Genomic DNA, 23566 nt, shown 5'->3' with positions numbered 1-23566 from the left:
GTATTGATTTATATTCATTTTATGAAAACAAAAGCATGATATTCAGTACCGAAACAATAATGGCAATCGAATACAACACAAACGTGCTCCAACGACTATTGACATAATCTCCCATCACCTTTCGGGAAGACGTCAGTCCCACCTGCAAAAATACCGTGAAAGGTAATTGAATACTAAGTATCATCTGCGAAATAATCAATCCTTTGAAAGGATCTCCAATAAAGAAAATCAGCAATAAGGCAATTCCCAGAGATAAAAGGACTCCTACCTGCGAGTGGCTGTCTTTGATATGATACGATTCACCGAAAATACCCGCAAAGATGGAACCTGCCGCCATTCCGCTCGTAATGGTGGATGAAATACCCGCCATCAGCAATGCCAGTGCAAATACGATGGCAGCATTACTTCCCAACAAAGGTTCGAGCAATGACTTAGCCTGTTGCAGTTCCTCTACCTGAATACCGCTTTTAAAGAAAGTAGCGGCAGCCAGAAGAATCATGGCACTGTTAATCGCCCAGCCGACAATCATAGAGAAAAGAGTATCAAACAACTCATATTTCAAAACCTTCTTAATAGAAGCATCATCTTTCTTATTATATTCGTGACTCTGTATCACCTCCGAATGAAGAAACAGATTATGAGGCATCACTACCGCTCCCAACACACTCATGATAATCAGCATACTTCCTTTCGGAAAAGAAGGAGTCACCCACCCTGCTGTCGCAGCCGGCCAGTCTATTTCCACCAGAAACAGTTCGTAGATAAACGAAAGCCCGATAACGGAGACAAATGCAATGATGGAACGCTCTATCTTTTTATACGAATTAGTGAAAAGCATGATAGAGACAAAAAGCGTAGTCAACACAGCTCCCCATATAATAGGAATATCAAAGAGCATTTCCAACGCAATGGCACCTCCCAGAATTTCCGCTAAAGAAGTAGAAATCGACGCCAATACCGCCGTACCAAGAATAGGTCGCGACACCCATTTGGGAGTGTATTTAGTGGCCGCCTCCGAAAGGCAAAGTCCGGTAACAATCCCCAGGTGGGCAACGTTGTGCTGAAGCACAATCAGCATAATAGTAGACAATGTAACCACCCAAAGTAAGGAATAGCCAAATTCGGAACCGGCGGCGAAGTTAGAAGCCCAGTTTCCCGGATCAATAAATCCTACCGTAACCAGAAGCCCCGGACCAATATATTTAAAAACATCCAGTCCACCCAGATAGCGTTTATGATCTTTGCGTTTTAAGTCTTGAAAAATATTCTTCATTTTTGCATAATAGTTTTAACCTTACAAATATACTTATAAATAACGAGTGAAGGTCAATTTTAGTTCAAAATACCGACAAGTAAGTAAACAACGCCCGGCCCCCTATGGATTCCCGCAAAAAAAAGACCCTCGACAAAATAAATTGCCGAAGGTCTTGAAAAATATCAAATTTTACAAAAATAAAAGAAGTCGATTAATATCCCATCTCATGTAATGCACGACACAATTGGTCAGGACATGAAGTCGGTCTGCCACCACAATGCACTCCTTCAAGTTTTGCGATAACATCCGCTACCTTCATTCCTCTCACAAGGCGGGAAATACCTTGAAGGTTACCATTACATCCTCCCCAGAAAGCAACTTCTTTCACCACTCCATCTTCCACATTCAGTTCGATGTTGGTGCTGCAAGTTCCCTGGGTTCTATACACATATTCCATAACCTTGTCTTATTCTCCCTCTTCCGGCTGCATATTGGTATAAACAGTCTGCACATCGTCAAATTCTTCCAAACGTTCGATCATCTTATCCAATGTTTCGCGCTGTTCCGGAGTCACCTCTTTCATGTCGTTCGGGATATAAGTGAAGTCTCCACCGACATCTTCAAAGCCACACTCCTCCAGGTGTTTCTGAATAGCGGCATAGCTCTTGGGATTACCATAGATAGTGATTGTTCCTTCTTCATCATCCTCTTCGTATTCATCTTCCACATCATAATCGATCAGATCCAGAATCAGTTCTTCCATATCCAATCCGTCTTTCTTCTTGAAAGTGAATACACATTTGTGGTCGAACAGGAACGCGAGAGATCCCATTGTACCGAGATTACCGCCAAACTTATTAAATACCGAACGAACGTCAGCCACCGTACGGGTTGTGTTATCTGTCAGCGTATCCACAAATACAGCAATACCGTGAGGACCGTATCCTTCGTAAGTCATGCTCTTGTAGTCGCTCTGGTCTTTACCCATTGCGTTTTTGATAGCACGTTCAATATTATCCTTCGGCATATTTTCACGCTTACAAGTAGCGATCACCGAACGCAAAGTCGGGTTATTTTCAGGTTCCGGACCGCCTGCCTTTACAGCTATCGCGATTTGTTTACCCAGTCTTGTAAATGTTTTAGCCATGTGGCCCCATCTTTTCAGTTTAGCGGCCTTTCTATATTCAAATGCTCTTCCCATTGGTTTATATTTTTAGATTGAAATTTTAAGTTTATCTAAGTTTGGCACCCAGCTTATCTTCCAAGTTCTTCACCAGTTTCGACATGATCTTATCAATCATCTTATCATTCAAAGTCTGGCTCTCATCCTGAAGCAGGAAGCTCACCGCATACGACTTCTTGCCTGCTTCCAGATTCTTACCTTCGTACACATCGAAGAGTTCCACTTCTTTCAACAGCTTCTTCTCTGTTTCGTAAGCAATCTTTTCGATTTCGGCAAACTGCACATTCTTGTCAAGCAACAATGCCAAGTCACGTTTCACAGCAGGGAACTTGGAGATTTCCTTGTAGCTGATCTTCACAGAACGGATAGCTTTCATCAGTTCCTTCCAGTTCAAGTCGGCAAAATACACTTCATTGTCGATATCAAATGCTTTCAACAGCTTCTTAGTCACAATACCGAAGGAAGCAAGACGCTTACCCCCCTTCGTATTGATAGAAAGTGCGGCAGCAAAAATATCGTCCGTCAGATTACCGACAACCAGATTGTGCAAATCCAGTCCCAGACGCTTCAATATATTTTCTACATAAGCCTTCAATTCATATACCGAACTGTTCTCATCTGCATGTGCCCATGAATTGGAAACCTTCTTACCAGTTACCCACAAGCCCAAGTGATAATCTTCCGAGTAAGGAGCCAATACCTTCTCTTCATTCTTCTTGTCAGCATCGAAATGATAGCAATTACCGAATTCGAAGAACTTCAAATCAGCATTCTTACGATTTGCATTATGAGCAATACTTTCCAGTCCACCGAACAGCAAAGTCTGACGCATAGCGTTCAAATCCGCACTCAACGGATTCAATAACATCACCAGGTGGTTGGACGGATAAGTCTCCATACCATCATAATAAGCAGCACGCGTCAATGAGTTGTTCAGGATCTCATTAAATCCGCAGCCCACCAATTGCTCTGCAATCAGGTTCTGCAATTTATTCGATTTATCATGTTCACCTTTGGTAGTCAGGCTGGAGTTCAGTGTAGTCGGGATTTCAACATTGTTATATCCGTAGATACGAAGAATATCTTCAATCACGTCACAATCACGCTGCACGTCTACACGATAAGGAGGAACAGCTAATGTCAGCCCTTCCGCCGTTTCATTAGTGATCTTCATTTCCAGGCTGGTCACAATGCTCTTGATCGTCTCTACCGGAATTACTTTTCCTACCAAAGAATGTACTTTCTCATAAGCCAGATCAACTATAAAATCGGGTGCAGGAGTAGTGAACACGTCTTTTATTTCAGAAGAAATCGTACCGCCAGCCAGTTCTTTAACCATCAAAGCAGCCAGTTTCAAGCAATATATCACACTGTTCGGATCGATACCGCGTTCGAAACGGAAAGAAGCATCCGTATTCAAGCCATGACGGCGGGCTGTCTTACGCACCCATGTAGGATGGAAATAAGCACTTTCAATGAATACATCTGTCGTAGCTTCCGTAGAACCGGAGTCCAGTCCGCCGAATACACCGGCAATACACATGGCCTCTTCCTTGTTACAAATCATCAGGTCGCGTTCGTTCAATTTACGTTCCACCTCATCCAGCGTAACGAACGGAGTTCCTTCCGGCATTGTCTTTACAATTACTTCATTGCCTTTTATCTTTCCGGCATCGAAGCAATGCAACGGCTGACCGAAAGCATGAACGATATAATTAGTAATATCCACTACATTATTAATAGGACGCACCCCGATCAGACGCAATTTGTTTTGCAGCCATTCCGGGCTTTCCTTCACAGTGACACCTTTCACCGTAACACCGGCATAATGCGGACAAGCTTCGCTGTTTTCCACCTTCACTTCAATATTCAAGTCATGGTTTTCCACTTTAAAGCCGTCTACCGACGGACGTTGCAAAGTAGCCTGTTTGCCGTTCTGAATCAGATAAGCGTACAAGTCACGAGCCACCCCATAGTGAGAGCAAGCATCCGCACGGTTAGGCGTGATGTCCACTTCAAGCACATAGTCGCTCTTGATATTATAATAATCCTTGGCAAGCGTACCCGGAACAGCATTTTCCGGCAATACGATAATACCTGCATGATCCGTACCGATACCGATTTCGTCTTCAGCACAAATCATACCAGTAGATTCCACCCCACGGATTTTTGATTTCTTGATGGTAAAACATTCGTCACCGTCATAAAGTTTCGTACCTAAAGTAGCTACCACCACTTTCTGTCCGGCAGCCACATTCGGGGCACCACAAACAATCTGTACCGGTTCACCGTCTCCCAGATTAACAGTAGTAATATGCAAATGGTCAGAATTAGGATGTTCCGTGCAGGTCAGCACTTCACCAATCACAAGTCCTTCCAAACCACCTTTAATGGTTTGCACTTCTTCTACACCACCTGTTTCCAAGCCAATAGACGTCAACGCAGCAGCCGTTTCATCGGGCGTCAGGTCGAAGTTGACATACTCTTTCAGCCAGTTATAAGAGATATTCATATATTTAATTTTTTATTGTTTCTCAAAAAGATTTGCAAAGTTAATAAGATTTTTCGGTTGACCGAGAAGGTTAGATAAAAAAGTTTATAGTTGATAGTTACCATGCGGAATAACATACAGATAGAAGAAATGTTGCGCAGAGCATTTTCACTATCAGTTATCAACTATCAACTATTAACTAAAATGGTAACGGTCCATCTCCCGGTGCTCCGAATGGATTCTCCGTCTGCGGTGCAAAATCAGGTGCGGGAGGAGGTATGGAACCAGCATTACCTGTATTCATTTTCGATCCTAACATAGCTCCTGCAGGCTCGCCCGGCATCGGAATCACCATATCGTCCTCCGGATTAGAGAAACGGGTAAACTCACCCTTAAAGCGGAGCAACACCTCGCCTACCGCACCGTTACGATGCTTGGCGATTACAATTTCCGCCATACCGCGCAGGTCATTACCACGATCATCCTGAAATATCTTATAGTATTCCGGACGGTGGATAAAGCACACCATATCGGCATCCTGCTCGATGGCTCCCGATTCACGAAGGTCACTCAACTGCGGTCGTTTACCGTCAATACCTTCACGACTTTCCACACCACGATTCAACTGTGACAGTGCGATAATCGGAATACTCAACTCCTTCGCCAATCCTTTCAACGAACGGGAAATGGTACTAACCTCTTCCTGACGGCTACCAAACGCCATCCCACTCGCATTCATCAACTGAAGGTAGTCAATGATGATGATTCGCACCCCATGTTCGCGTACCAAACGACGCGCTTTGGTTCGAAGTTCAAACACAGACAGAGACGGCGTATCATCCACGTAAAGCGGTGCATCCATCAGATTCTTCAGTTTATAGTCCAGTTGTTGCCATTCATAATTTGCCAACTGCCCGCTTTTGATTTTCTCGCTCGGAATCTCGCAGACATTCGCAATCAAACGGTTCACCAACTGAACGTTACTCATTTCAAGAGAGAACAACGCCACCGGGTTCCGGTAATCCACCGCAATATTCTTAGCCATTGAAAGAACGAAAGCAGTCTTACCCATAGCAGGACGGGCAGCTATAATAATAAGGTCGGAATTCTGCCAACCCGAAGTCATCTTATCAAGTTTCGTGAAACCACTCTCCAGACCACTCAAACCATCGGTTCGAGCCGCAGCTTTCTGAATTAGTTTATAGGCTTCGTCAATCACCGGATTGATCTGCGTATAATCTTTTTTCATATTCTGCTGTGAGATCTCGAAAAGCTTACCTTCCGCTTCCTGCATCAAGTCGTCCACGTCCAGGGTCTCGTCAAACGCTTTACTCTGGATATTGCTCGTAAACGTTATCAACTCACGCGCCAGCGATTTCTGTGCAATAATACGGGCATGGTATTCAATATGTGCGGATGAAGCCACTTTACTACTCAATTGAGTAATATAGAAGGGACCTCCCACCTCTTCCAAGTCTCCGCGTTTACTAAGTTGTTCCTTTACAGTCAGAATATCCACCGGTTTCTGGTTCACCGCAAGATCGACGATAGCAGAATAAATCAACTGATGCCGGCGTTCGTAAAATGATTCGGGACGAAGAATTTCACTCACCAATGAATAAGCGTCCTTTTCAATCATTAAAGCTCCCAAAACTGCTTCTTCCAGTTCAGGCGCCTGCGGCTGAATACGACCATAATCATTTACCGGTTGTATTTTAGTAGACTTTGAATTGCGGGTATTTCTTTTCTGTTCGGCCATCGAGATATTTACTATTTTACGATTTACTATTTATTATTTTACGACTGGACAGACTCTATTATCACATTTATCACGGAATTCTTCCAGTCGAGACGACAAAGATAGAATATAATCACGAAGAATGAATAAGGAAAAATGAAGATTTTAGTAACTTTGCTCCCGATTCACATTATCCAGCTATGATTAATTGTAATGTGAAGCACTGTAAATAGTAAATAGTAAAATAGTAAATAGTAAAATAGTAAATAGAAATATGATTGCTTTTCCCAATATCAAAATAAACCTGGGACTTTCCATCACGGAAAAACGCCCGGACGGATACCACAATCTGGAAACAGTTTTCTATCCGGTGGCTCTGGAAGACGCACTGGAAATCCGTACCTCCCCTAACGCTGACCGAAAATTCACTCTCCACCAACATGGAATGGAAATAGCCGGTAACCCTGAAGACAATCTGGTAGTAAAAGCCTATTTATTGATGGATAAGGAATTTCATCTCCCTCCTGTCGAAATCCACTTATACAAGCACATCCCTTCAGGAGCCGGACTGGGAGGAGGATCATCGGATGCCGCTTTCATGCTAAAGTTGCTCAACGATCATTATCAGCTGGGAGTATCCGAAGAACAATTGGAAGTATACGCTGCCACTTTGGGAGCAGACTGCGCTTTCTTTATCAAAAACAGACCGATATTTGCCGAGGGAATTGGAAACATCTTCTCCCCGGTCGAACTTTCATTAAACGGCTACCAAATCATGATTATAAAACCGAATGTTTTTGTTTCCACCCGGGAAGCCTTTTCAAACATTCATCCCCATCGTCCGAAATATCCGGTTAGGGAGGCAATCCAGCGTCCTGTACAAGAATGGAAGGATACGTTAATCAATGATTTCGAAGCAAGTGTATTCCCGCAACATCCCGTCATTGGAGAAATCAAAGAAGAACTCTATCATCAAGGAGCAATCTACGCATCCATGAGCGGCTCCGGCTCATCCGTATTCGGGCTGTTTGCTCCCGGATTCGTCTTACCGGAAATTGATTGGGGAACTGACGTATTCTGCTTCAAAGGTACATTAAACAAATAAATCTCACTAACAATTATGTTTTGACTATTTTTTCAAAATCCCAACATGGCAGCGGGGTGTATATTGAGTACCCGGCAAAGCAAGCGAGCTATTTTTAAAGTAGGTTCCGAGCGACCCGAAATATAATCATTCACGCGTGAAGGGCTAACCCCTATTTCACTGGCAAGCTGTTTTTGTGTCATTCCCTTTTCTTCAAGGGACAATTCTATCAATTCTGCTACGGTTGGTTTTTCTATAGGAAAATGTTCCTTCTCATACGCAATCACTATATCAGACATAACAGAAAGCTCCACCATGCTCTTGTCATTTGCAGGAGTGCTGTCGTCCACCAAAGGCAGAAGTTCTTCGACTCTTGCCAATGCAAATTCGTATTGTTCTTTCGTTATTTTAGTCATATCTATTATATTATATAGTTGAACAATCTATTTTATCATACTCTTTATGAGTTCCCACCCAACGGACAAAAATGTATCCCACCGTAAATTTAACAACCACTACCAGCCGATAGTTGTTCCCTCTGATATTAAAAACATAGTGTTGATTGCCCACATAATCAGTCGATAGAAAATCCGCTTTTATATCAGACAAATTCCGCCATTCTGCTTTTTCCGCTATATCATACCAACGTTCTAAAGCAACACGTGAATCTTCACACCCTTTCGTCTCGTAGAAATCTTTCAATTTCTTATGTGATACTACTCTCATATCTTATTCATTTGATACAAAATTACAAAATAATTTTGGATAACAAAAGAATTAGTGCTAAATATTTTATAAAACAGAACATCCATGCTGGGCGTACCAAAAAACGGTACCACGACTCACGTCGTAGTACCGTCACAACACAAACACAAAATAAAACACGACAAAACTACTATGCAATCTTTCCTGTCTATGCCGGGGAGGCATAAGTACTATCTACGTATATTCGCATACTCATAAACAGCTTCAGGTCGATTAGCATCAATTAAACAAATCGCATGCACGATTTGTTTAAACTTTTATGTTATTTAAAACAAGTTTCTCTTTTATTGAATCCCTCTTTCACGGAGTTTCAGCTGCCAGTTCCATGCAGAGCGTAAAGTATCTTCTAAAGTTTCTACGGCTTTCCAACCCAGCTCTTTATTAGCAAAATCCGGGTTAGCCCAAACTTTTTCAATGTCGCCTGCACGACGTCCGACAATCTGATAATTCAATTTTACGCCAGTGGCTTTTTCAAAGCCATTTATTAATTCCAATACAGAAACACCACGTCCTGTACCAATATTAAATACTTCTACTTTTTCTTTTTGTGTCTTTTCCAAGATACGACGGATAGCAATCACGTGTGCTTTAGCCAAGTCAACGACATTGATAAAGTCACGGATACAAGAACCGTCCGGTGTATCATAATCGTCACCAAACACGCTAAGTTTCTCACGGATACCGATGGCTGTCTGGGTCAGATATGGAATCAGGTTTTGAGGAACCCCGTTAGGCAGTTCACCCAACAATGCAGTAGGATGCGCGCCAATCGGGTTGAAATAGCGCAACATGATCGCATTGATCGGAGCACCTGAAGCTACCGTATCACGAATAATCTCTTCATTGATCTGTTTGGTATTTCCATAAGGTGATTCCGCTTTCTTGATCGGAGCTTTTTCCGTTACCGGCAGCTCGTCCGGCTGACCGTATACTGTACAAGAAGAAGAGAACACAATACCTTCTACTCCATGTTTTGGCATCAGTTCGAGAAGGTTAATCAAAGAAACCAGGTTATTACGGTAGTAAAGCAACGGTTTTTGTACCGACTCTCCTACTGCTTTGCTAGCTGCAAAGTGAATGATTGCCTTAATTCCTTTATATTTTGCAAATACTGCATCCAGACCGGCAAAGTCCAAACAGTCCAGCTTTTCAAAAACTGGGCGAATACCGGAAACTTTCTCTATATTGTCAACAACGTCGGCACTTGAATTTGATAAATTATCGATGATGATTACTTCATATCCACTGTTTTGTAGTTCTACAACAGTATGAGACCCAATGTATCCTGTCCCGCCTGTTACTAAAATTCTTTCTTTCATATACTTTATAAAAAATGGTTAGTTTCTCGGCTTATTATTGTTTGAGTTACAAATGTATGGAAATAAAATGGAATTGCAATAATCTGCCACAAATTTATTTGCTGAAAAGTAATTAAGGTACGATTTGGTAGCATTTAGGTATAAAAAAGAATTGGAAACTCTAACCTGTATGTCGCCACACAGCAGAGCTTCCAATCCTCTATTTAATTATCAACTGTAAATCCTTACACCACGCCGGAGAATCCCATGAATGCCATAGCAAGCAAACCGGCGGTAATCAAAGCAATCGGAGTTCCTTGCATTCCTTTCGGAATTTTCACAAGGCTCATCTGTTCGCGCAATCCGGCAAAAAGCACCAGTGCCAGACCGAAGCCGATAGCCGTAGAGAATGCGTATACAACACCTGTCAGCAGGTCATAGTCTTTCTGAATCACCAGGATAGCGACACCAAGAATACAACAGTTCGTTGTAATCAGCGGCAAGAACACACCCAAAGCCTGATACAGGGCCGGAGATACCTTTTTCAGGATGATTTCCACCATCTGCACCAATCCGGCAATCACCAGGATGAATGTAATCGTCTGTAAGTATCCCAGTCCGAAAACATCCAGTACAAACTTCTGAATCAGGAAAGTGACGATGGTAGCGATGGTCAACACGAAAGCAACCGCAGCGCTCATACCCATCGCAGTTTCCACCTTCTTGGATACGCCCAGGAACGGACAGATACCCAGGAACTGCGACAACACGATGTTGTTTACAAAGATTGCCGAAATAAATATCAATATATATTCCATATTCTTTTCTTATTTAATTGAATTAGGCTTTCTTGAAACTGTTAATCAACGCTATGAGGTATCCCAAAGCGATGAAAGCGCCCGGAGCCAATACAAACACCAACATCCCATATTCTTCCGGCATGATGGTCAAATCGAAGATTTTACCGGTTCCCAAAAACTCGCGGACAGCACCCAGTAAAGTCAGGGCGATGGTAAAGCCAAGCCCCATACCGATACCGTCGAACATAGAAGCGACTGCGTTATTCTTGGCAGCGAAGGCTTCGGCACGTCCCAGTACAATACAGTTCACTACAATCAACGGAATGAAAAGACCGAGTGTAGCATATAGTCCCGGCACGTAAGCCTGCATCACCATTTGAAGCAAGGTCACGAAAGACGCAATCACCACAATAAACGATGGGATACGCACCATGTCCGGAATCAGGTTCTTTATTAAAGAGATCACCACATTCGAGCAGATCAATACGAACATGGTAGCCAGTCCCATGCCCATACCATTGATAGCCGATGATGTAGTACCCAATGTAGGACACATACCGAGCAGGAGTACAAACGTAGGATTCTCTTTAATAATCCCGTTCATCATTACTTTAAAGTTATTCATATCTGTCTCCTTTCTTATTTAGCACTGACTGAATCAGTTAGTTCAACTTTGATCGTAGCTCCCGTAGCAGCGTCAGCAGCATCTGCGTCCGCGCCTTTCGCTTTTTGAGAAGCACCGGTTACACCATTCACTTCCCCGCCTTCGGCCTTATAGGCTTGATAAGCAGCATTCACGGCATTCAAGAAAGCGCGTGAAGTAATGGTAGAAGCCGTGATGGCATCCACTGCTCCCCCATCTTTACTGACGGTCAACGGAGCTTCACCCGGATTCATACCCAAAATAGATTTCGTACTCTCTTCGTGAGATACTGCCTTTTCTCCTTTCGCAGGATCATACGCTCCGAACCATTTGTCGGCTTTAGAGCCCAATCCCGGAGTTTCCGTGTGAGCCAACAGAGAGTAGTTATAGATTTTCCCTTCGGCATTAAAGCCTACCAACACTTTCAGTTCACCGCCAAATCCCATTGATTTAGCTTCAACAGCGGTTCCTACAAGTTCTTCACCGTTCTTAGCCGGATAAACGATAAAGTCAACATTCTTCTTTCCGTCTTTCTCGCTGAAGATCGTATCGCTTTCCGCTACCGGATTATTGGTAAATTCGGGAAGAACCTTTTTCAAGGCCTCGTTCAGTGTCTTCGCGTTCGCTTCGGCAATGGGACCTTTTGTCAGTTCATTTACATAAGCCAGCAACGCAACGGAAATAGCAGTCACTCCCGTAAGTACCAGCAACATATTCTTTAAAGATGATTCTAACTTTTTCATTTCTTCTTCGCTACCTCCCCAAAGCGTTTTGGTTTACAATAGGTGTTAATCAGCGGAGTGAACGCATTCATAATCAGGATGGCGAACGACATACCTTCGGGATAGGCGCCGAACAGACGGATAACTACTGTCAGCAGACCGATACATACACCATAGATCAGCATCCCTTTCTTACTCATCGGAGAAGTCACATAGTCGGTTGCCATAAAGACAGCACCCAGCATCAGACCACCGGAAAGCAACTGCAATACCGGAGAAACGTATTTTTCCGGATCTGCCAGGTGCATGATGCCTGCAAAGACAAACACAGTAGCCAGGATAGACACAGGAATATGCCAGGTGATGATTTTCTTCCAGAGCATATAAACGAGTCCGATCAGCAGAGCCAGTGCACTCACTTCACCCAAGCATCCGCCATTCTGTCCGATCAGCAAAGTCAATGCGTCCGGAATCTGGCTTAAAGCGGCAGTGTCACCGTAAATGGCTTGCTTCATCAAGGCCAGCGGAGTGGCACCGGTGGTAGCATCCGTATAAGCGGTCAACTGTCCGACTACCGGCCAGCTGGTCATCTGCACCGGGAAAGAAAGCAGCAGGAATACGCGGCCTGCCAATGCCGGGTTGAAAGGATTGCAGCCTAATCCGCCGAAAGACATCTTACCTACACCGATAGCAAACAGTGCACCGAGGATGATAATCCAGATAGGCAGGTTAGACGGTAAATTAAATGCCAGCAACACACCCGTGATGATGGCAGAGCCGTCGCAGATGGTGGTGGTCGGTTTCTTCATTAAATATTTTCCGATCGCCCATTCGAAGAACAAACAAGCCGCAACGGAAGTAGCCGTGACAATCAGGGCACCCAGTCCGAAGAAATAGAGAGACACCAGAAAAGCCGGAATCAGTGCAATCAGCACGCCATACATATTTTTCTGTACGCTGTCTCCGCCATGAACGTGGGGCGATAGTGATACGATTAATTTATTTTCCATATTCGTTATTTTTTAGCTTGACGTGCACGAATCATAGCTCCCACTTTGCCTTTACCCAGACGACAATAGTCGAGCAGCGGACGGTTGGCAGGACAAGTGAACTGGCAAGAGCCGCACTCAATACAATCCATGATTCTTTCTTTTTCCATTGTTTCAAAATCTCCGTTTTCAGACAAGGCTCCGAGCAAGTACGGTTCCAGTCCCATCGGACAGGCACTCACGCACTTCGCGCAACGGATGCAGGTTTGAGCTTCACCACGTTTGGCTTCCTTCCGGTTCATAATCAGGATGCCGGAACTGCCCTTCGCAGTAGGAACCTCGATATTTACCAACGCCTTACCCATCATCGGACCACCGCCGATCACCTTACCCGTATCTTCGGGCAAACCACCGCAAGCGTCAATCAACTGTTTCATCGGTGTACCGATACGAGCCAGGAAGTTGGACGGCTTCGCAACCGACTTTCCCGTCACGGTAATCACCCGTTCAAACAACGGTTTATTCTTCTGCACAGCTTCATAAACGGCAAACGCCGTTCCCACGTTCTGCACGACTGCTCCCGTAGAGATAGGCAACGCACCGCTCGCCACCTGACGTTTGGTGATCGCATCGATCAGCTGCTTTTCACCTCCTTGCGGATATTTCACCTTCAAGGGAACGACTTCGATGCCTGCATAGCTGGAAGCTACTTTAGTCATCAGTTCGATAGCATCGGGCTTATTATTTTCGATTCCGATAAATGCCTTGTTCACTTTCACCGCTTTCATCAGGATGGAAACACCTACCATGATTTCTTCCGCGTGTTCCAGCATCAGCTGATGGTCGGCAGTCAAATAAGGTTCACACTCTACGGCATTGATAATCACACATTCAGCTTTAAAAGAAGGAGGAGGACAAAGTTTCACCTGTGTAGGGAAACAAGCACCGCCCAGACCAACGATTCCGGCATCGGCAATTTTCTTCACGATCTCTTCTGCGGAAAGCTCACATTCCTTCACCAGTGTGGCGCTACGGTCGATTGTTTCTTCCCATTCGTCGCCTTCCACATCGATAAAGATAGCAGGTTTCGCATAACCGCTGGCATCGACAATAGTATCAATCTTCGCCACTTTACCACTGACCGAAGAGTGAATTGCCGCCGAAACAAAGCCGGCAGGTTCAGCAATCTTAGTGCCTACCTTTACCACATCCCCTTTCGCTACAACCGGTTTTGCAGGCGCACCAATGTGCTGCCCCAGCAAAATAACAGCCTTTGCAGGAACTTCCGCTGTGATAATAGGTTGATGTGCCGACAATTTATTTTCGTGTGGATGAACTCCACCAATTGAAAATGTCTTTAACATACAGTTCTGTATTTTATTCTGTTATTATTCTGTTACTTTCGGAGCTTCTGTAGCCTTTTCAGCAGGAGTTTCCACTTTTGCCGCCGGTGCAGGAGTTTCCACCGCTTCTTTAGAAACAGCAGCCGGTTTTGGAGCAGCCGGAGCTTCTTCTTTCGGTTTCCTCGGCGGGAAATTCAATTCGATAATGGTATTCTGCGGACAGACTTCCACACATTTCCGGCAAGATTTGCACTTGTGCGGATCGATGTAAGCCAAGTTGTTCTCCAACGTGATAGCTTCGAACGGACAAGTCTTCACGCATTTGCCACAGCCGATACAACTCACCGTACAAGCCTTGCGTGCCACAGCTCCCTTGTCTTTATTCACACAAGAGATATACACACGGCGTGATTTCTTTCCTTGCGGACGGATTTCGATGATCGCCTTCGGACAAGCCTTCACACAGGCACCGCAAGCGGTACATTTCGCTTCATCCACTTCCGGAAGTCCTGTTTCAGGATTCATGTGGATGGCATCGAACTGGCAGGCAGCCACACAGTCACCACACCCCAGACATCCGTAACTACAACCCGTTTCCCCACCATAGAGCGAAGCGGCAATAGCGCAACTCTTCGCACCGTCGTACTGATTAATACGCGGACGATTCATACACGTTCCGTTACATCTTACCACTGCTACCATCGGTTCAGCTTCTCCGGCTGCAAGCCCTAGGATATCAGCAATTTGTGCCATGACAGGCTGTCCGCCTACGGGGCAGAATTTACCATCCAGCGAACCGGCTTTGACGCAAGCGTCGGCAAAGCCGCTACAACCGGGATAGCCACATCCACCACAATTAGCCTGGGGAAGCACTTCTCCCACCTGGGCAATCCGCGGGTCTTCATACACGGCAAATTTCTTGGAAGCCACATAAAGAATAGCGGCCAGCACGAGCGCTATAGCTCCCAATGAAATCACTGCAATCAGAATCAAATTCATAATGTTTTTAGTTATTTATTGGTTTTATAGTAAATGAAAATTGTTGTTTGAGTCGCGTTTTGTTAAGCCATAAAACGAAATAATAAGGTATAAGGACAGCCAGAGAAAGAAGAGCTACATACAGTTCATTCTCTATCAATGCCATCAAAAGAAACAACGAAAATATAAGAAGTACGAAAGGAAGTACGAAAGCCAACAATACCGCCATCATGCCCATCGACGTTTCGCCGACCACCATCACCTTCTCTCCCACCTGATAGGAAGAAGCTGCGGTATCTATGATATCTATGATTTTGTCCTTACTATCCGCCGAGGAACAATGCCCCTTTGCGCTACATGCCGCACAAGCCGATGTCTGGACAATCCTCACCGACAGATGAGAACCCTGTATGTTTTCCACAATACCTAGATGCTTTATAGTATTATTCGTCATTTTGCAAACTCCGCATTACAAATCGCGGCAAATTTAATCATTATTTGTGAACTACGAAGCATTCCTCAAACTTTTTCTACCTAATAAAATGTTATTTTTTGTGTTTTCGTTATCGCACACGGAAAAGGTATGGCTACCATTTGATATTTCCCAAGAATGACAAATAGACATCCTAAACAAAAAAAATCCCGGCCTTTTTATTTATTCAGCCGGGATTTTCTATCAATTATTTCGCGGATTACTCCACTATCCATTTCTCAATATTACGCATTTTCGCGTTAAAGTTCACTCCTATTTTAAATAATCGGCGATTGCCGCCAGCTTCAAAAGGAAGTGCATAATGTTTCTCATTGATTTGTCGTAAGGCATCTTCCGCCGTCCCGTCAAGTTTGAATTCGATCACATAAACAAACTTATCAGTTTGCAGAACTAAATCGATGCGCCCTTCACTTGTGTGGTATTCCGCTTTCACATAAAACCCGACCAACTTAAAGACAATAAAAAGTACATTCTGATAATGCAATTCCAAATCACGGATAAGCTCATAAGGAGTATCAGCAAAGAAACTCCGGAGACGACGGAAAAAAGAATCATAATCTCCGATACGTATTTCACGAACAAACTTCTGTATTTCAAACTCCGACTCTACCGCATTGGTATTCGCATAAAAGGGAAGCAAAAATTTAATAAATCCTTCCTCTACTTCGCGATTAGGGAAGCCTAAACTATAAATTCCAAATTCTTCGTCATACCCTTTGATAGTGAGATAACCGCTCTGATAAATCACCGGGATAGGATTGTCCGATGCAGAATCAATGCTATTCAGTACAGAGATACTTGTTTCCTCATGCGCCATACGTCTCAAATCATAATGATGTTTTTTCAGCAATTCCACCAAATAAGTAGGAGTCCCCGTCTCGAACCAATAACTTCCAAACTCTTTATATTTAAAAGTATTCAGCAGACTGAACGGATTATATATTCCGATAGAATTGTGTGTAAAGTGGTAACCATCATAATACTCCCGCAGTTTGTCGCAGATTTCATGATAACTCACCCCTTTTATATCTGCCAGTTCGTGCAGTTCAATTTCCAGATCGTCATGCAGTTCTTTTTCAGAAACTCCGCAAATATCTATGTATTGATTCCGCATGGAGATGTCATCGAGATTATTTAAATCGCTAAATACGCTTACCTTACCGAATTTCGTCACTCCCGTCAAAAATGCAAATTGAATACAACCATCCATGGTCTTCAGCACACTATAAAAAGCTTTCATGGTATTACGGAATTCCTTCTGAAGCTCCTCATTACCTATTGCTTGTAACATGGGCTTATCATATTCATCAATCAGAATGACAACCCGTTGCCCGGTTTGCTTGTAAGCCCGTTCAATAAGGCCGCGAAAACGCAATGCAAAAGTTGTTTCTGACGGAGCGGTGCCATATTGCTGTTCCCATTTCTCCAATGTGAAATTCAATATACTATCCAGGCTCTCCCGCGTATCATACTTCTCCGTATTCAAGTCCATATGAAAAATAGGATATGTAATCCAATCCTTTTCCAGCTTTTCCATGGCCAAGCCCTCAAAAAGCTCTTTCTTGCCCAAGAAATACGCTTCAAGCGTAGATATCAACAGACTTTTTCCAAAACGACGGGGACGGCTCAAGAAATAATAACTGCCTGTCTTCACCATCTGATAAATCAAAGCAGTCTTATCAATATAGAAATAACCGTCTGTCCGGATTTTTTCAAAGTTCTGTATGCCAATGGGGTATATCTTGCTACTCATACTCTTCTAAAATTATTTAAATTACAATGCAACTATGCGTACGTCTCTCTTGAAATCACCCAATCAGCAATTGTCCGAGTCTCCGCACTAAAATTAATCGCGACCTTTACCACCGGAAGCCCGCAAAGAGCAAAACGATCTGCATATTGCTGCAAATCAATTTGCTTCATGGCAGTCTTCGCATTTTGATTCAATTTCAGCTCTACCAGATAAAGAGTAGTCTTGGTGCGAAGTACCATATCCACTCGTCCTTTCAGCGTGTGCACCTCCACATCGGTATAAATGCCCAGCAATGAGAATATCACATATAGCATCTGCTGGTAATGTCCCTCATAATCCGTGTTGTCGCAATAAGGCACAGTGGAAAGAAAAGCCTGAAGCAGCTTCAAAGCCTCGTCCATATCTCCCCGCACAATGTTACGCGCCAAATTACGCACCACACTGTTCACCTCATGACTGTCACTCGTCACATAAGAGGGAATCAGGCTTTTCATCAGACCGACACGCACCTCTTTGTTTGGAATATCAAGCATATATGCGTCAAATTCCAAATCCGCACCCTTTATCGTAAGGTAACCGGCCTGATAAAGCAACGGCATATAATTAGTCGCCAACTCCAAAGGCACGTTAAAATCACTGGGAGACGCTTCCTCGCCACCAATTTCTGATGGCAACACAGCATATTTACGCAGCATCTCTATGATATAAGTGGGCGTGCCACTCTCAAACCAATAAGAGCCGATCTCTCCCAAAGCCATCGCCTTCAGCAAACTGAAAGGATTGAAAACGTCGGGCGACGGCCACGAAAAATGATAACCGTCATAATTTTCCTTCAGTTTGTCCAACATCTCCTCTGCAGTAATTCCCAACCGGGTAGCCAGATGCTTTACATCGGGAGCCATTTGAGTACGGAGTTCTTCAGCAGTGATACCGCAAATGGCAGCATAATCAGGCAGCATACTCACATTGGTGATATTATTAAGTTCACTGAACACGCTAAGTTGCGAAAACTTGGTTATACCCGTAAGAAAAACAAAGCGCAGATAAGGATCACACGCCTTTAACGGACTGTAAAAATTACGCATCACATTACGTAACTGTGGCAAATTCTTTTCTTCATGAACCACATCGAGCAGAGGAGCGTCATATTCGTCTATCAAGACAACCACTTTTTTACCTGTCTGCTTGTAAGCGCGTTTTATAAGTCCCTCCAGACGCTGATTCACATACAGTTCCTCTTCTACACGCCCATAAATCTCCTCATAAGCCATGAGTTTCAATTCCAGTTCCGCGTTCAGTTGCTCCCTGTCCACATGTTTAGCGGTACTCATGTCGAAGTGCAACACCGGGTGTTGTATCCATTCCTTCTCCAATGTCTCTATGGCCAGTCCCTCAAACAAATCCTTCCGTCCCTCGAAATAACAGTGAATGGTACTGGTAAGCAAAGATTTCCCGAAACGTCGGGGACGGCTTAGAAACAGATAGCTGGAAGCCGAATGCGTCATCCGGTACACATATTCCGTCTTGTCAATATAGAGAAAATTCCCCTCACGTATCTTAAAGAAAGTCTGTATCCCGATAGGATATAATCTTTGCAAATCTTCCATATTAATCTTATTTTTCACAAAGCTACAAAAAAATCCATTCATAAAGACTGCAGGCGGGAAACTTTTTCCCGCCTGCCACTTTTACTTTATCTGTTTTTTCACCGTTCTCCTCTCTCCTCCTCTTTTCTTCTCCTGTACTGAAAATACATTCTCCTCCATTCATCCCAGATAACTCCGGCTTCCTCTTCATTGAAGGCATCCAAGCAGCACTCCACCACTTTTACGTAATCACTCAATGGGCGTTTTGCCCCTTTTTTAAATCATTAAAAGTAGAGTGGCCGATGTGTACGCTCTTGCATATTTCGTCATTTTTCAAATCCGCACGCTTTTGCAACTCTCCTATGTAAACTCCTAAAGCTACATAAAAACCTTTTTCATTTTCCATTCTTTTTTATTGTTAAAATCACACCGTAACGGTTAATTATTTTCACTTTCATCCCAACATGTCGGGACGATGTCTATTTTGCATTTACTAATTTTACGCCGTGTTTTGAAACACACTCATATTTTTTGCAAAAATAAATATTTTAACTTGAAACAAAAAGAAAATGATGCCAAACAACTACAGAATGTCCTATTTCATGCCACCTATCGCTCCTATCAAAGACAAACAAGGCCGACTGATGACTCCTCCCACGCTTATCCCCTTCTGCGAAGTCTCCATCAAACAAGTTTTCCAAATGATTACTTGCAACGAGAATCTCAAAGCCCTGACCGAACAAGTACGCAACTCCGAAGATATACGAACCGCCAAAGCGTCATTACTACCATATGTGACCCCCTGCGGCACATTCACCCGCCGTAGCAGTAAGGATTTCGTCTCCCCGTCTCACCTAGTGATAGTAGATGTGGACGGTCTCCACTCTTATCAGGAAGCAGTGGAAATGCGACGTATGCTCTATGACGATCCTCTCCTACAACCTGTACTCACATTTGTCAGCCCCAGCGGACTGGGTGTAAAGGCATTTGTTCCCTGCCATTATTCCTCCACGACAAATGATGTCCAAAATATCACAGACAACATGAGTTGGGCGATGCGGTACGTAGAGACGGCATACAATACGGTAACAGCAGTTTCTTCCGAAACAAAATCCAAAGTAGATTTCTCCGGCAAAGACCTCGTGAGATCCTGTTTCCTTAGTTACGACCCGGAAGCATTGTTCAGAACCACCAACGAATAAATCATAAATCAAAAATCATAAATCCAAATGACTGATATTGAATCTTTATGCCGTCTCACCGAAGCAGTCGAAGCGGCAGGAGCGGACATTGCTCCCACTTATCTTGAATACGTACAATTGTCATTCGCCATCGCAACGGATTGCGGCGAAGCAGGACGTGAGTTTTTTCACCGCCTATGCCGGGTGTCTCCCAAGTATCAGCGCGAACATGCCGAACGGGTATTCTCCAACGCACTCCACACCCAACGCGGAGAAGTGCACCTGGGCACCGCTTTCCACCTGGCCGAAGCGACGGGAGTCGCCATCAGCTATGTGGAGACAGTGGGGACAGTGAGGACAGCCCCTCAAATTCTCACACAGGCACGCGCGTATAATAAGGTGGCAAATGAGGAAACAGACGAAGAAACGATCACAGAAGAAAAAGAAGAACTACTATCCGGTAGCGATCCGCAACACCCGCTCCCCACTCTGCCGGAAGCAAACTGGCCGAAACTCCTGCAGCGTATCATCAAAGTTGCGAAAAATGAGATTCAACGCGACATCATGCTGATGGGAGCATTCACCGCACTGGGAGCTTGCATGTCGCGCCACGTGCGATGCCTCTATGGCGGCAAATACTATTATCCCAGCCTCCAATGTTTCATCGTGGCGCCCTCTGCTTCCGGCAAAGGCATCCTCTCCTACCTCCGCCTGCTCGTGCAACCCATCCATGACGAGATTCGCGCGAAAGTGGCGGAGCAAATGAAGATCTATAAAAAAGAAAAAGCCGAATACGACGCGATGGGAAAAGAGCGGTCGAAAATGGAAGTCCCGCAAATGCCCCCTAACAAAATGTTCTTGATTTCGGGCAACAACACCGGCACAGGCATTCTACAAAACATTATGGACTCCGAAGGTACAGGACTTATCTTCGAGTCGGAAGCCGACACACTGTCCACCGCCATCGGATCGGAACACGGCCATTGGAGCGACACGCTGCGCAAAGCGTTCGACCACGACTTCTTGTCCTACAACCGTCGCGGTAACCAAGAATATCGGGAAACAAAAAAAGTCTGCCTTTCGCTCCTGATGTCGGGCACCCCACTCCAAGTGAAAGCCTTCATCCCGACAACGGAAGACGGAGGATCCTCCCGCCAGTTGTACTACTACATGTACGGAATCGACAAATGGGTCAGCCAGTTTGTAGACAACGAAACAGACTGGGAAGAGGTATTCAACGCTCTGGGACTGGAATGGAAAAAACAACTGGACGTGATAAAGAAGAATGGTATCCACACGCTGCAGCTCACGAACGAGCAGAAAAACGAAATTGACGCCGTCTTTTCGGAGTTGTTCGATCGTTCGAGCATAGCCAACGACAGAGAAATGTATAGCTTTGTGGCGCGTATGGCTATCAATTTGTGCAGGATCATGTCGGAAGTAGCCGTGTTGCGCGCGCTCGAACACCCGAATCCCTACAGCCTCCAAATTTCCTCCTCCTCCCCCTTCACACCCGACAAGTCTATTCCTTCGGACAACCGCAAGGACGGCATCGTCACCCGCTGGAACGTATCCATCTCGGCGGAAGACTTCCACGCCGTATTAAATTTGGCGGAACCTCTCTACTGTCACGCCATGCATATCCTGTCATTCCTCCCCAACACGGAAGTCAGCCACCGGCCCAATGCCGACCGGGATTTCCTCTTCCAGCAACTGGGTAAGGAATTTACCCGCACGGAGTTGCTGGAAAAAGCAACAGCTCTGGGTATCAACAAAAGCACCGCCATCACCTGGCTGAAACGTCTCACCCGACAAGGTAAGCTAATCAGTGTAGACGGCAAAGGAAGTTACGCGCGTGCGTGTGTGTATGAGTGAAACGGGGAAAGTGTCCCCACTGTCCCCGCCTTACTTACTGTAATCGTTTGGACTGGTACATTCATTTTGATTACCGCATCCGTTTTTACTGTATAAAGCATCGCTTTAGAAGGTGTAAAGCTAAGCTTTAGACATCGTAAAGCGGCGCTTTATGCATCATAAAGTGGCGCTTTATTTAAGGCTCTCCCAGGGCATCCACAATCACTCTCACCTCCAATGGTGTGAATGAGCGTCGCTTTGATTCATAGCCTAAGTCGTACAGGCGTTGCAGAAGTCCGGGACACAAAGAGATCCATTTCTTCATTTTTCGATAGGCAGCAATATCGGTAAGTTCCGGAGAATAGAGTTGCGCCAGCTCCATGCGCCCGTAGGCACGTATTTTGAATTCGTTCATAATGGATAAGTTTCTGATTTACAATTACAAAAATAGCAAAATATTTCTACATAGCCAACGCTTTTTCATTGAATAATCGATCATAATTGCACACAACCGACAACAATCGTACGCAACTGTGTACTATTGATTTTCCGGAGTTTGAGGGTGGTATCTTTGTATCGTCGAAAGGGAAAAGAATCCCCGGACAATATGTTTAACCCTTTAATTTATTGTTTTATGATTCGTTACAAAATTTATCAGAACCAGCAGAAGAAAGGCTTGAATGCGGGTAAGTGGTTCGCCCGTGCAGTAAGCGACGAGACGTTTGATTTGGCTAAGCTTGCCGAACACATGTCGAAGCACAATTCACCGTATTCCGGTGGTGTCATCAAAGGTGTGCTTTCGGATATGGTAGATTGCATCAAGGAATTGTTGCTGGATGGCAAATGTGTGAAAATTGATGATCTTGCCATTTTTGGTGTGGGTATTCGCAGTAAGGCAGCCGATACGCTGGAAGAGTTCTCGTTGGAGAAGAATATTAGCGGCATGCGTCTGAAAGCTCGTGCCACTGGTAATCTGTCGACCAATAATCTGAAACTCGACAGTCAGTTGAAACAGCAGGCGGAATATCAGAAACCGACAACTGCCGGAGGAGGTTCTGATTCGGGTGACAACCCTGATCCGAAACCGGACGGAGGCGGCGAAGCACCTGACCCGGCTGCTTAAAAGATTCACCACTGATTACACAGATTTCCACAGATTATAATTTAATTGGTAGTCATTAAAGTAGTCGATTATTTATCTGTGTGAGTCTGTGTAGATCTGTGGTAAACCTATGGCAAACCTACAGTAAATCTGTGGTAAAAGAAAACTATTATTAATTTATTTAAAACCTGTTATTGTATGAGTAAATCATCATCTCCCCGCTCTGTATGGAGCTTAGTTCTCAAAATCGTTATCACTGTAGCCACCGCCATCGGAGGTGTGTTCGGAATACAAAGTTGCATGTAACC

Annotated in this window: 25 protein-coding genes; 5 read left to right on the top strand and 20 right to left on the bottom strand. The window is 44.3% G+C overall.

All coding sequences use genetic code 11. The annotated features are described in order from the left end of the window. Positions 1-19: 19 nt before the first annotated feature. The 5 genes from AB5217_RS00890 to dnaB form a co-directional block, all read right to left on the bottom strand. Positions 20-1273, bottom strand: a complete 1254-nt coding sequence (locus tag AB5217_RS00890; protein WP_004295597.1) for an Nramp family divalent metal transporter — start codon at positions 1271-1273, stop codon at positions 20-22. 193 nt (positions 1274-1466) lie between these two features. Next, on the bottom strand, positions 1467-1712 hold the full coding sequence (locus AB5217_RS00885) for a TIGR03905 family TSCPD domain-containing protein (RefSeq protein ID WP_004295596.1): 246 nt from the start codon (positions 1710-1712) through the stop codon (positions 1467-1469). Positions 1713-1721: 9 nt separating this feature from the next. Then, positions 1722-2456: a YebC/PmpR family DNA-binding transcriptional regulator gene (locus AB5217_RS00880; RefSeq protein WP_004295595.1), complete on the bottom strand. Its 735-nt coding sequence runs from the start codon at positions 2454-2456 to the stop codon at positions 1722-1724. 31 nt (positions 2457-2487) lie between these two features. Continuing rightward, positions 2488-4950 carry a phenylalanine--tRNA ligase subunit beta gene (gene pheT / locus AB5217_RS00875; RefSeq protein ID WP_004295594.1) on the bottom strand — a complete coding sequence of 821 codons (2463 nt, stop codon included), beginning with the start codon at positions 4948-4950 and terminating at the stop codon, positions 2488-2490. A 178-nt stretch (positions 4951-5128) separates the two neighbouring features. After that, the gene (gene dnaB / locus AB5217_RS00870) at positions 5129-6688 is read right to left on the bottom strand and encodes a replicative DNA helicase (protein WP_004295592.1); all 1560 of its coding nucleotides are present in this window, start codon (positions 6686-6688) and stop codon (positions 5129-5131) included. 253 nt (positions 6689-6941) lie between these two features. Between dnaB and ispE the strand changes: the two genes are divergently transcribed. After that, on the top strand, positions 6942-7772 hold the full coding sequence (gene ispE / locus AB5217_RS00865; protein WP_004325756.1) for a 4-(cytidine 5'-diphospho)-2-C-methyl-D-erythritol kinase: 831 nt from the start codon (positions 6942-6944) through the stop codon (positions 7770-7772). Positions 7773-7804: 32 nt separating this feature from the next. Here ispE and AB5217_RS00860 read toward each other — a convergent pair whose 3' ends face one another. From AB5217_RS00860 to AB5217_RS00795, 14 genes are all read right to left on the bottom strand, one after another. After that, complete coding sequence (locus AB5217_RS00860) at positions 7805-8167, bottom strand: type II toxin-antitoxin system HigA family antitoxin (RefSeq protein WP_004295590.1); 363 nt, start codon at positions 8165-8167, stop codon at positions 7805-7807. Between the two features lie 10 nt (positions 8168-8177). Continuing rightward, on the bottom strand, positions 8178-8477 hold the full coding sequence (locus AB5217_RS00855; RefSeq protein WP_004295589.1) for a type II toxin-antitoxin system HigB family toxin: 300 nt from the start codon (positions 8475-8477) through the stop codon (positions 8178-8180). Positions 8478-8800: 323 nt separating this feature from the next. Further along, complete coding sequence (gene galE / locus AB5217_RS00850; protein WP_004325755.1) at positions 8801-9835, bottom strand: UDP-glucose 4-epimerase GalE; 1035 nt, start codon at positions 9833-9835, stop codon at positions 8801-8803. 224 nt (positions 9836-10059) lie between these two features. Further along, complete coding sequence (rsxA, locus tag AB5217_RS00845; RefSeq protein ID WP_004295587.1) at positions 10060-10632, bottom strand: electron transport complex subunit RsxA; 573 nt, start codon at positions 10630-10632, stop codon at positions 10060-10062. A 22-nt stretch (positions 10633-10654) separates the two neighbouring features. Beyond that, positions 10655-11239, bottom strand: a complete 585-nt coding sequence (rsxE, locus tag AB5217_RS00840; RefSeq protein WP_004295586.1) for an electron transport complex subunit RsxE — start codon at positions 11237-11239, stop codon at positions 10655-10657. 14 nt (positions 11240-11253) lie between these two features. Next, on the bottom strand, positions 11254-12000 hold the full coding sequence (locus tag AB5217_RS00835; protein ID WP_004309218.1) for an RnfABCDGE type electron transport complex subunit G: 747 nt from the start codon (positions 11998-12000) through the stop codon (positions 11254-11256). Beyond that, positions 11997-12989 (bottom strand): RnfABCDGE type electron transport complex subunit D, encoded by a 993-nt coding sequence (locus tag AB5217_RS00830; protein WP_004303572.1) that lies wholly within the window; start codon positions 12987-12989, stop codon positions 11997-11999. Before AB5217_RS00830 ends, AB5217_RS00835 begins: the two co-directional genes overlap by 4 nt. A gap of 5 nt (positions 12990-12994) precedes the next feature. After that, entirely contained in the window at positions 12995-14332 is a 1338-nt protein-coding gene (gene rsxC / locus AB5217_RS00825) for an electron transport complex subunit RsxC (protein ID WP_008998542.1), read from the bottom strand. Between the two features lie 24 nt (positions 14333-14356). Continuing rightward, positions 14357-15310: a Fe-S cluster domain-containing protein gene (locus AB5217_RS00820; RefSeq protein WP_004295582.1), complete on the bottom strand. Its 954-nt coding sequence runs from the start codon at positions 15308-15310 to the stop codon at positions 14357-14359. Positions 15311-15317: 7 nt separating this feature from the next. Continuing rightward, positions 15318-15743, bottom strand: coding sequence for a SoxR reducing system RseC family protein (locus AB5217_RS00815; RefSeq protein ID WP_008776643.1), 426 nt, complete (start codon positions 15741-15743; stop codon positions 15318-15320). A 238-nt stretch (positions 15744-15981) separates the two neighbouring features. Then, positions 15982-17535, bottom strand: coding sequence for an ATP-binding protein (locus AB5217_RS00810; protein WP_008776642.1), 1554 nt, complete (start codon positions 17533-17535; stop codon positions 15982-15984). A gap of 32 nt (positions 17536-17567) precedes the next feature. Then, on the bottom strand, positions 17568-19142 hold the full coding sequence (locus AB5217_RS00805) for an ATP-binding protein (RefSeq protein WP_128131265.1): 1575 nt from the start codon (positions 19140-19142) through the stop codon (positions 17568-17570). A 98-nt stretch (positions 19143-19240) separates the two neighbouring features. Next, positions 19241-19378, bottom strand: a complete 138-nt coding sequence (locus AB5217_RS00800; RefSeq protein WP_157453726.1) for a hypothetical protein — start codon at positions 19376-19378, stop codon at positions 19241-19243. Then, complete coding sequence (locus AB5217_RS00795) at positions 19375-19527, bottom strand: hypothetical protein (protein ID WP_008022717.1); 153 nt, start codon at positions 19525-19527, stop codon at positions 19375-19377. The genes AB5217_RS00800 and AB5217_RS00795 overlap by 4 nt, the downstream gene beginning before the upstream one ends. Before the next feature lie 166 nt (positions 19528-19693). Here AB5217_RS00795 and AB5217_RS00790 point away from each other — a divergent pair, with 166 nt between their 5' ends. After that, complete coding sequence (locus AB5217_RS00790) at positions 19694-20323, top strand: BT4734/BF3469 family protein (protein WP_368112739.1); 630 nt, start codon at positions 19694-19696, stop codon at positions 20321-20323. A 27-nt stretch (positions 20324-20350) separates the two neighbouring features. Beyond that, entirely contained in the window at positions 20351-22177 is a 1827-nt protein-coding gene (locus AB5217_RS00785; protein ID WP_368112731.1) for a DUF3987 domain-containing protein, read from the top strand. 175 nt (positions 22178-22352) lie between these two features. On the opposite strand, the gene AB5217_RS00780 is transcribed toward AB5217_RS00785, so the two are convergent. Further along, positions 22353-22571 (bottom strand): DUF4248 domain-containing protein, encoded by a 219-nt coding sequence (locus AB5217_RS00780; RefSeq protein WP_004297475.1) that lies wholly within the window; start codon positions 22569-22571, stop codon positions 22353-22355. 219 nt (positions 22572-22790) lie between these two features. Between AB5217_RS00780 and AB5217_RS00775 the strand changes: the two genes are divergently transcribed. Then, on the top strand, positions 22791-23279 hold the full coding sequence (locus AB5217_RS00775) for a DNA-binding protein (RefSeq protein ID WP_004303576.1): 489 nt from the start codon (positions 22791-22793) through the stop codon (positions 23277-23279). 177 nt (positions 23280-23456) lie between these two features. Further along, on the top strand, positions 23457-23564 hold the full coding sequence (locus tag AB5217_RS00770) for a smalltalk protein (RefSeq protein ID WP_004303578.1): 108 nt from the start codon (positions 23457-23459) through the stop codon (positions 23562-23564). Positions 23565-23566 lie beyond the last annotated feature (2 nt).

This window comes from Bacteroides sp. MSSM.1001136sp1_RTP21357st2_D2_RTP21359_211015 (assembly GCF_040913205.1).
GTDB classification, from domain to species: Bacteria; Bacteroidota; Bacteroidia; order Bacteroidales; family Bacteroidaceae; genus Bacteroides; species Bacteroides ovatus.
The sequence above is the reverse complement of the archived record's forward strand: the minus strand, read 5'-3'. Positions and strand labels throughout refer to the sequence as shown.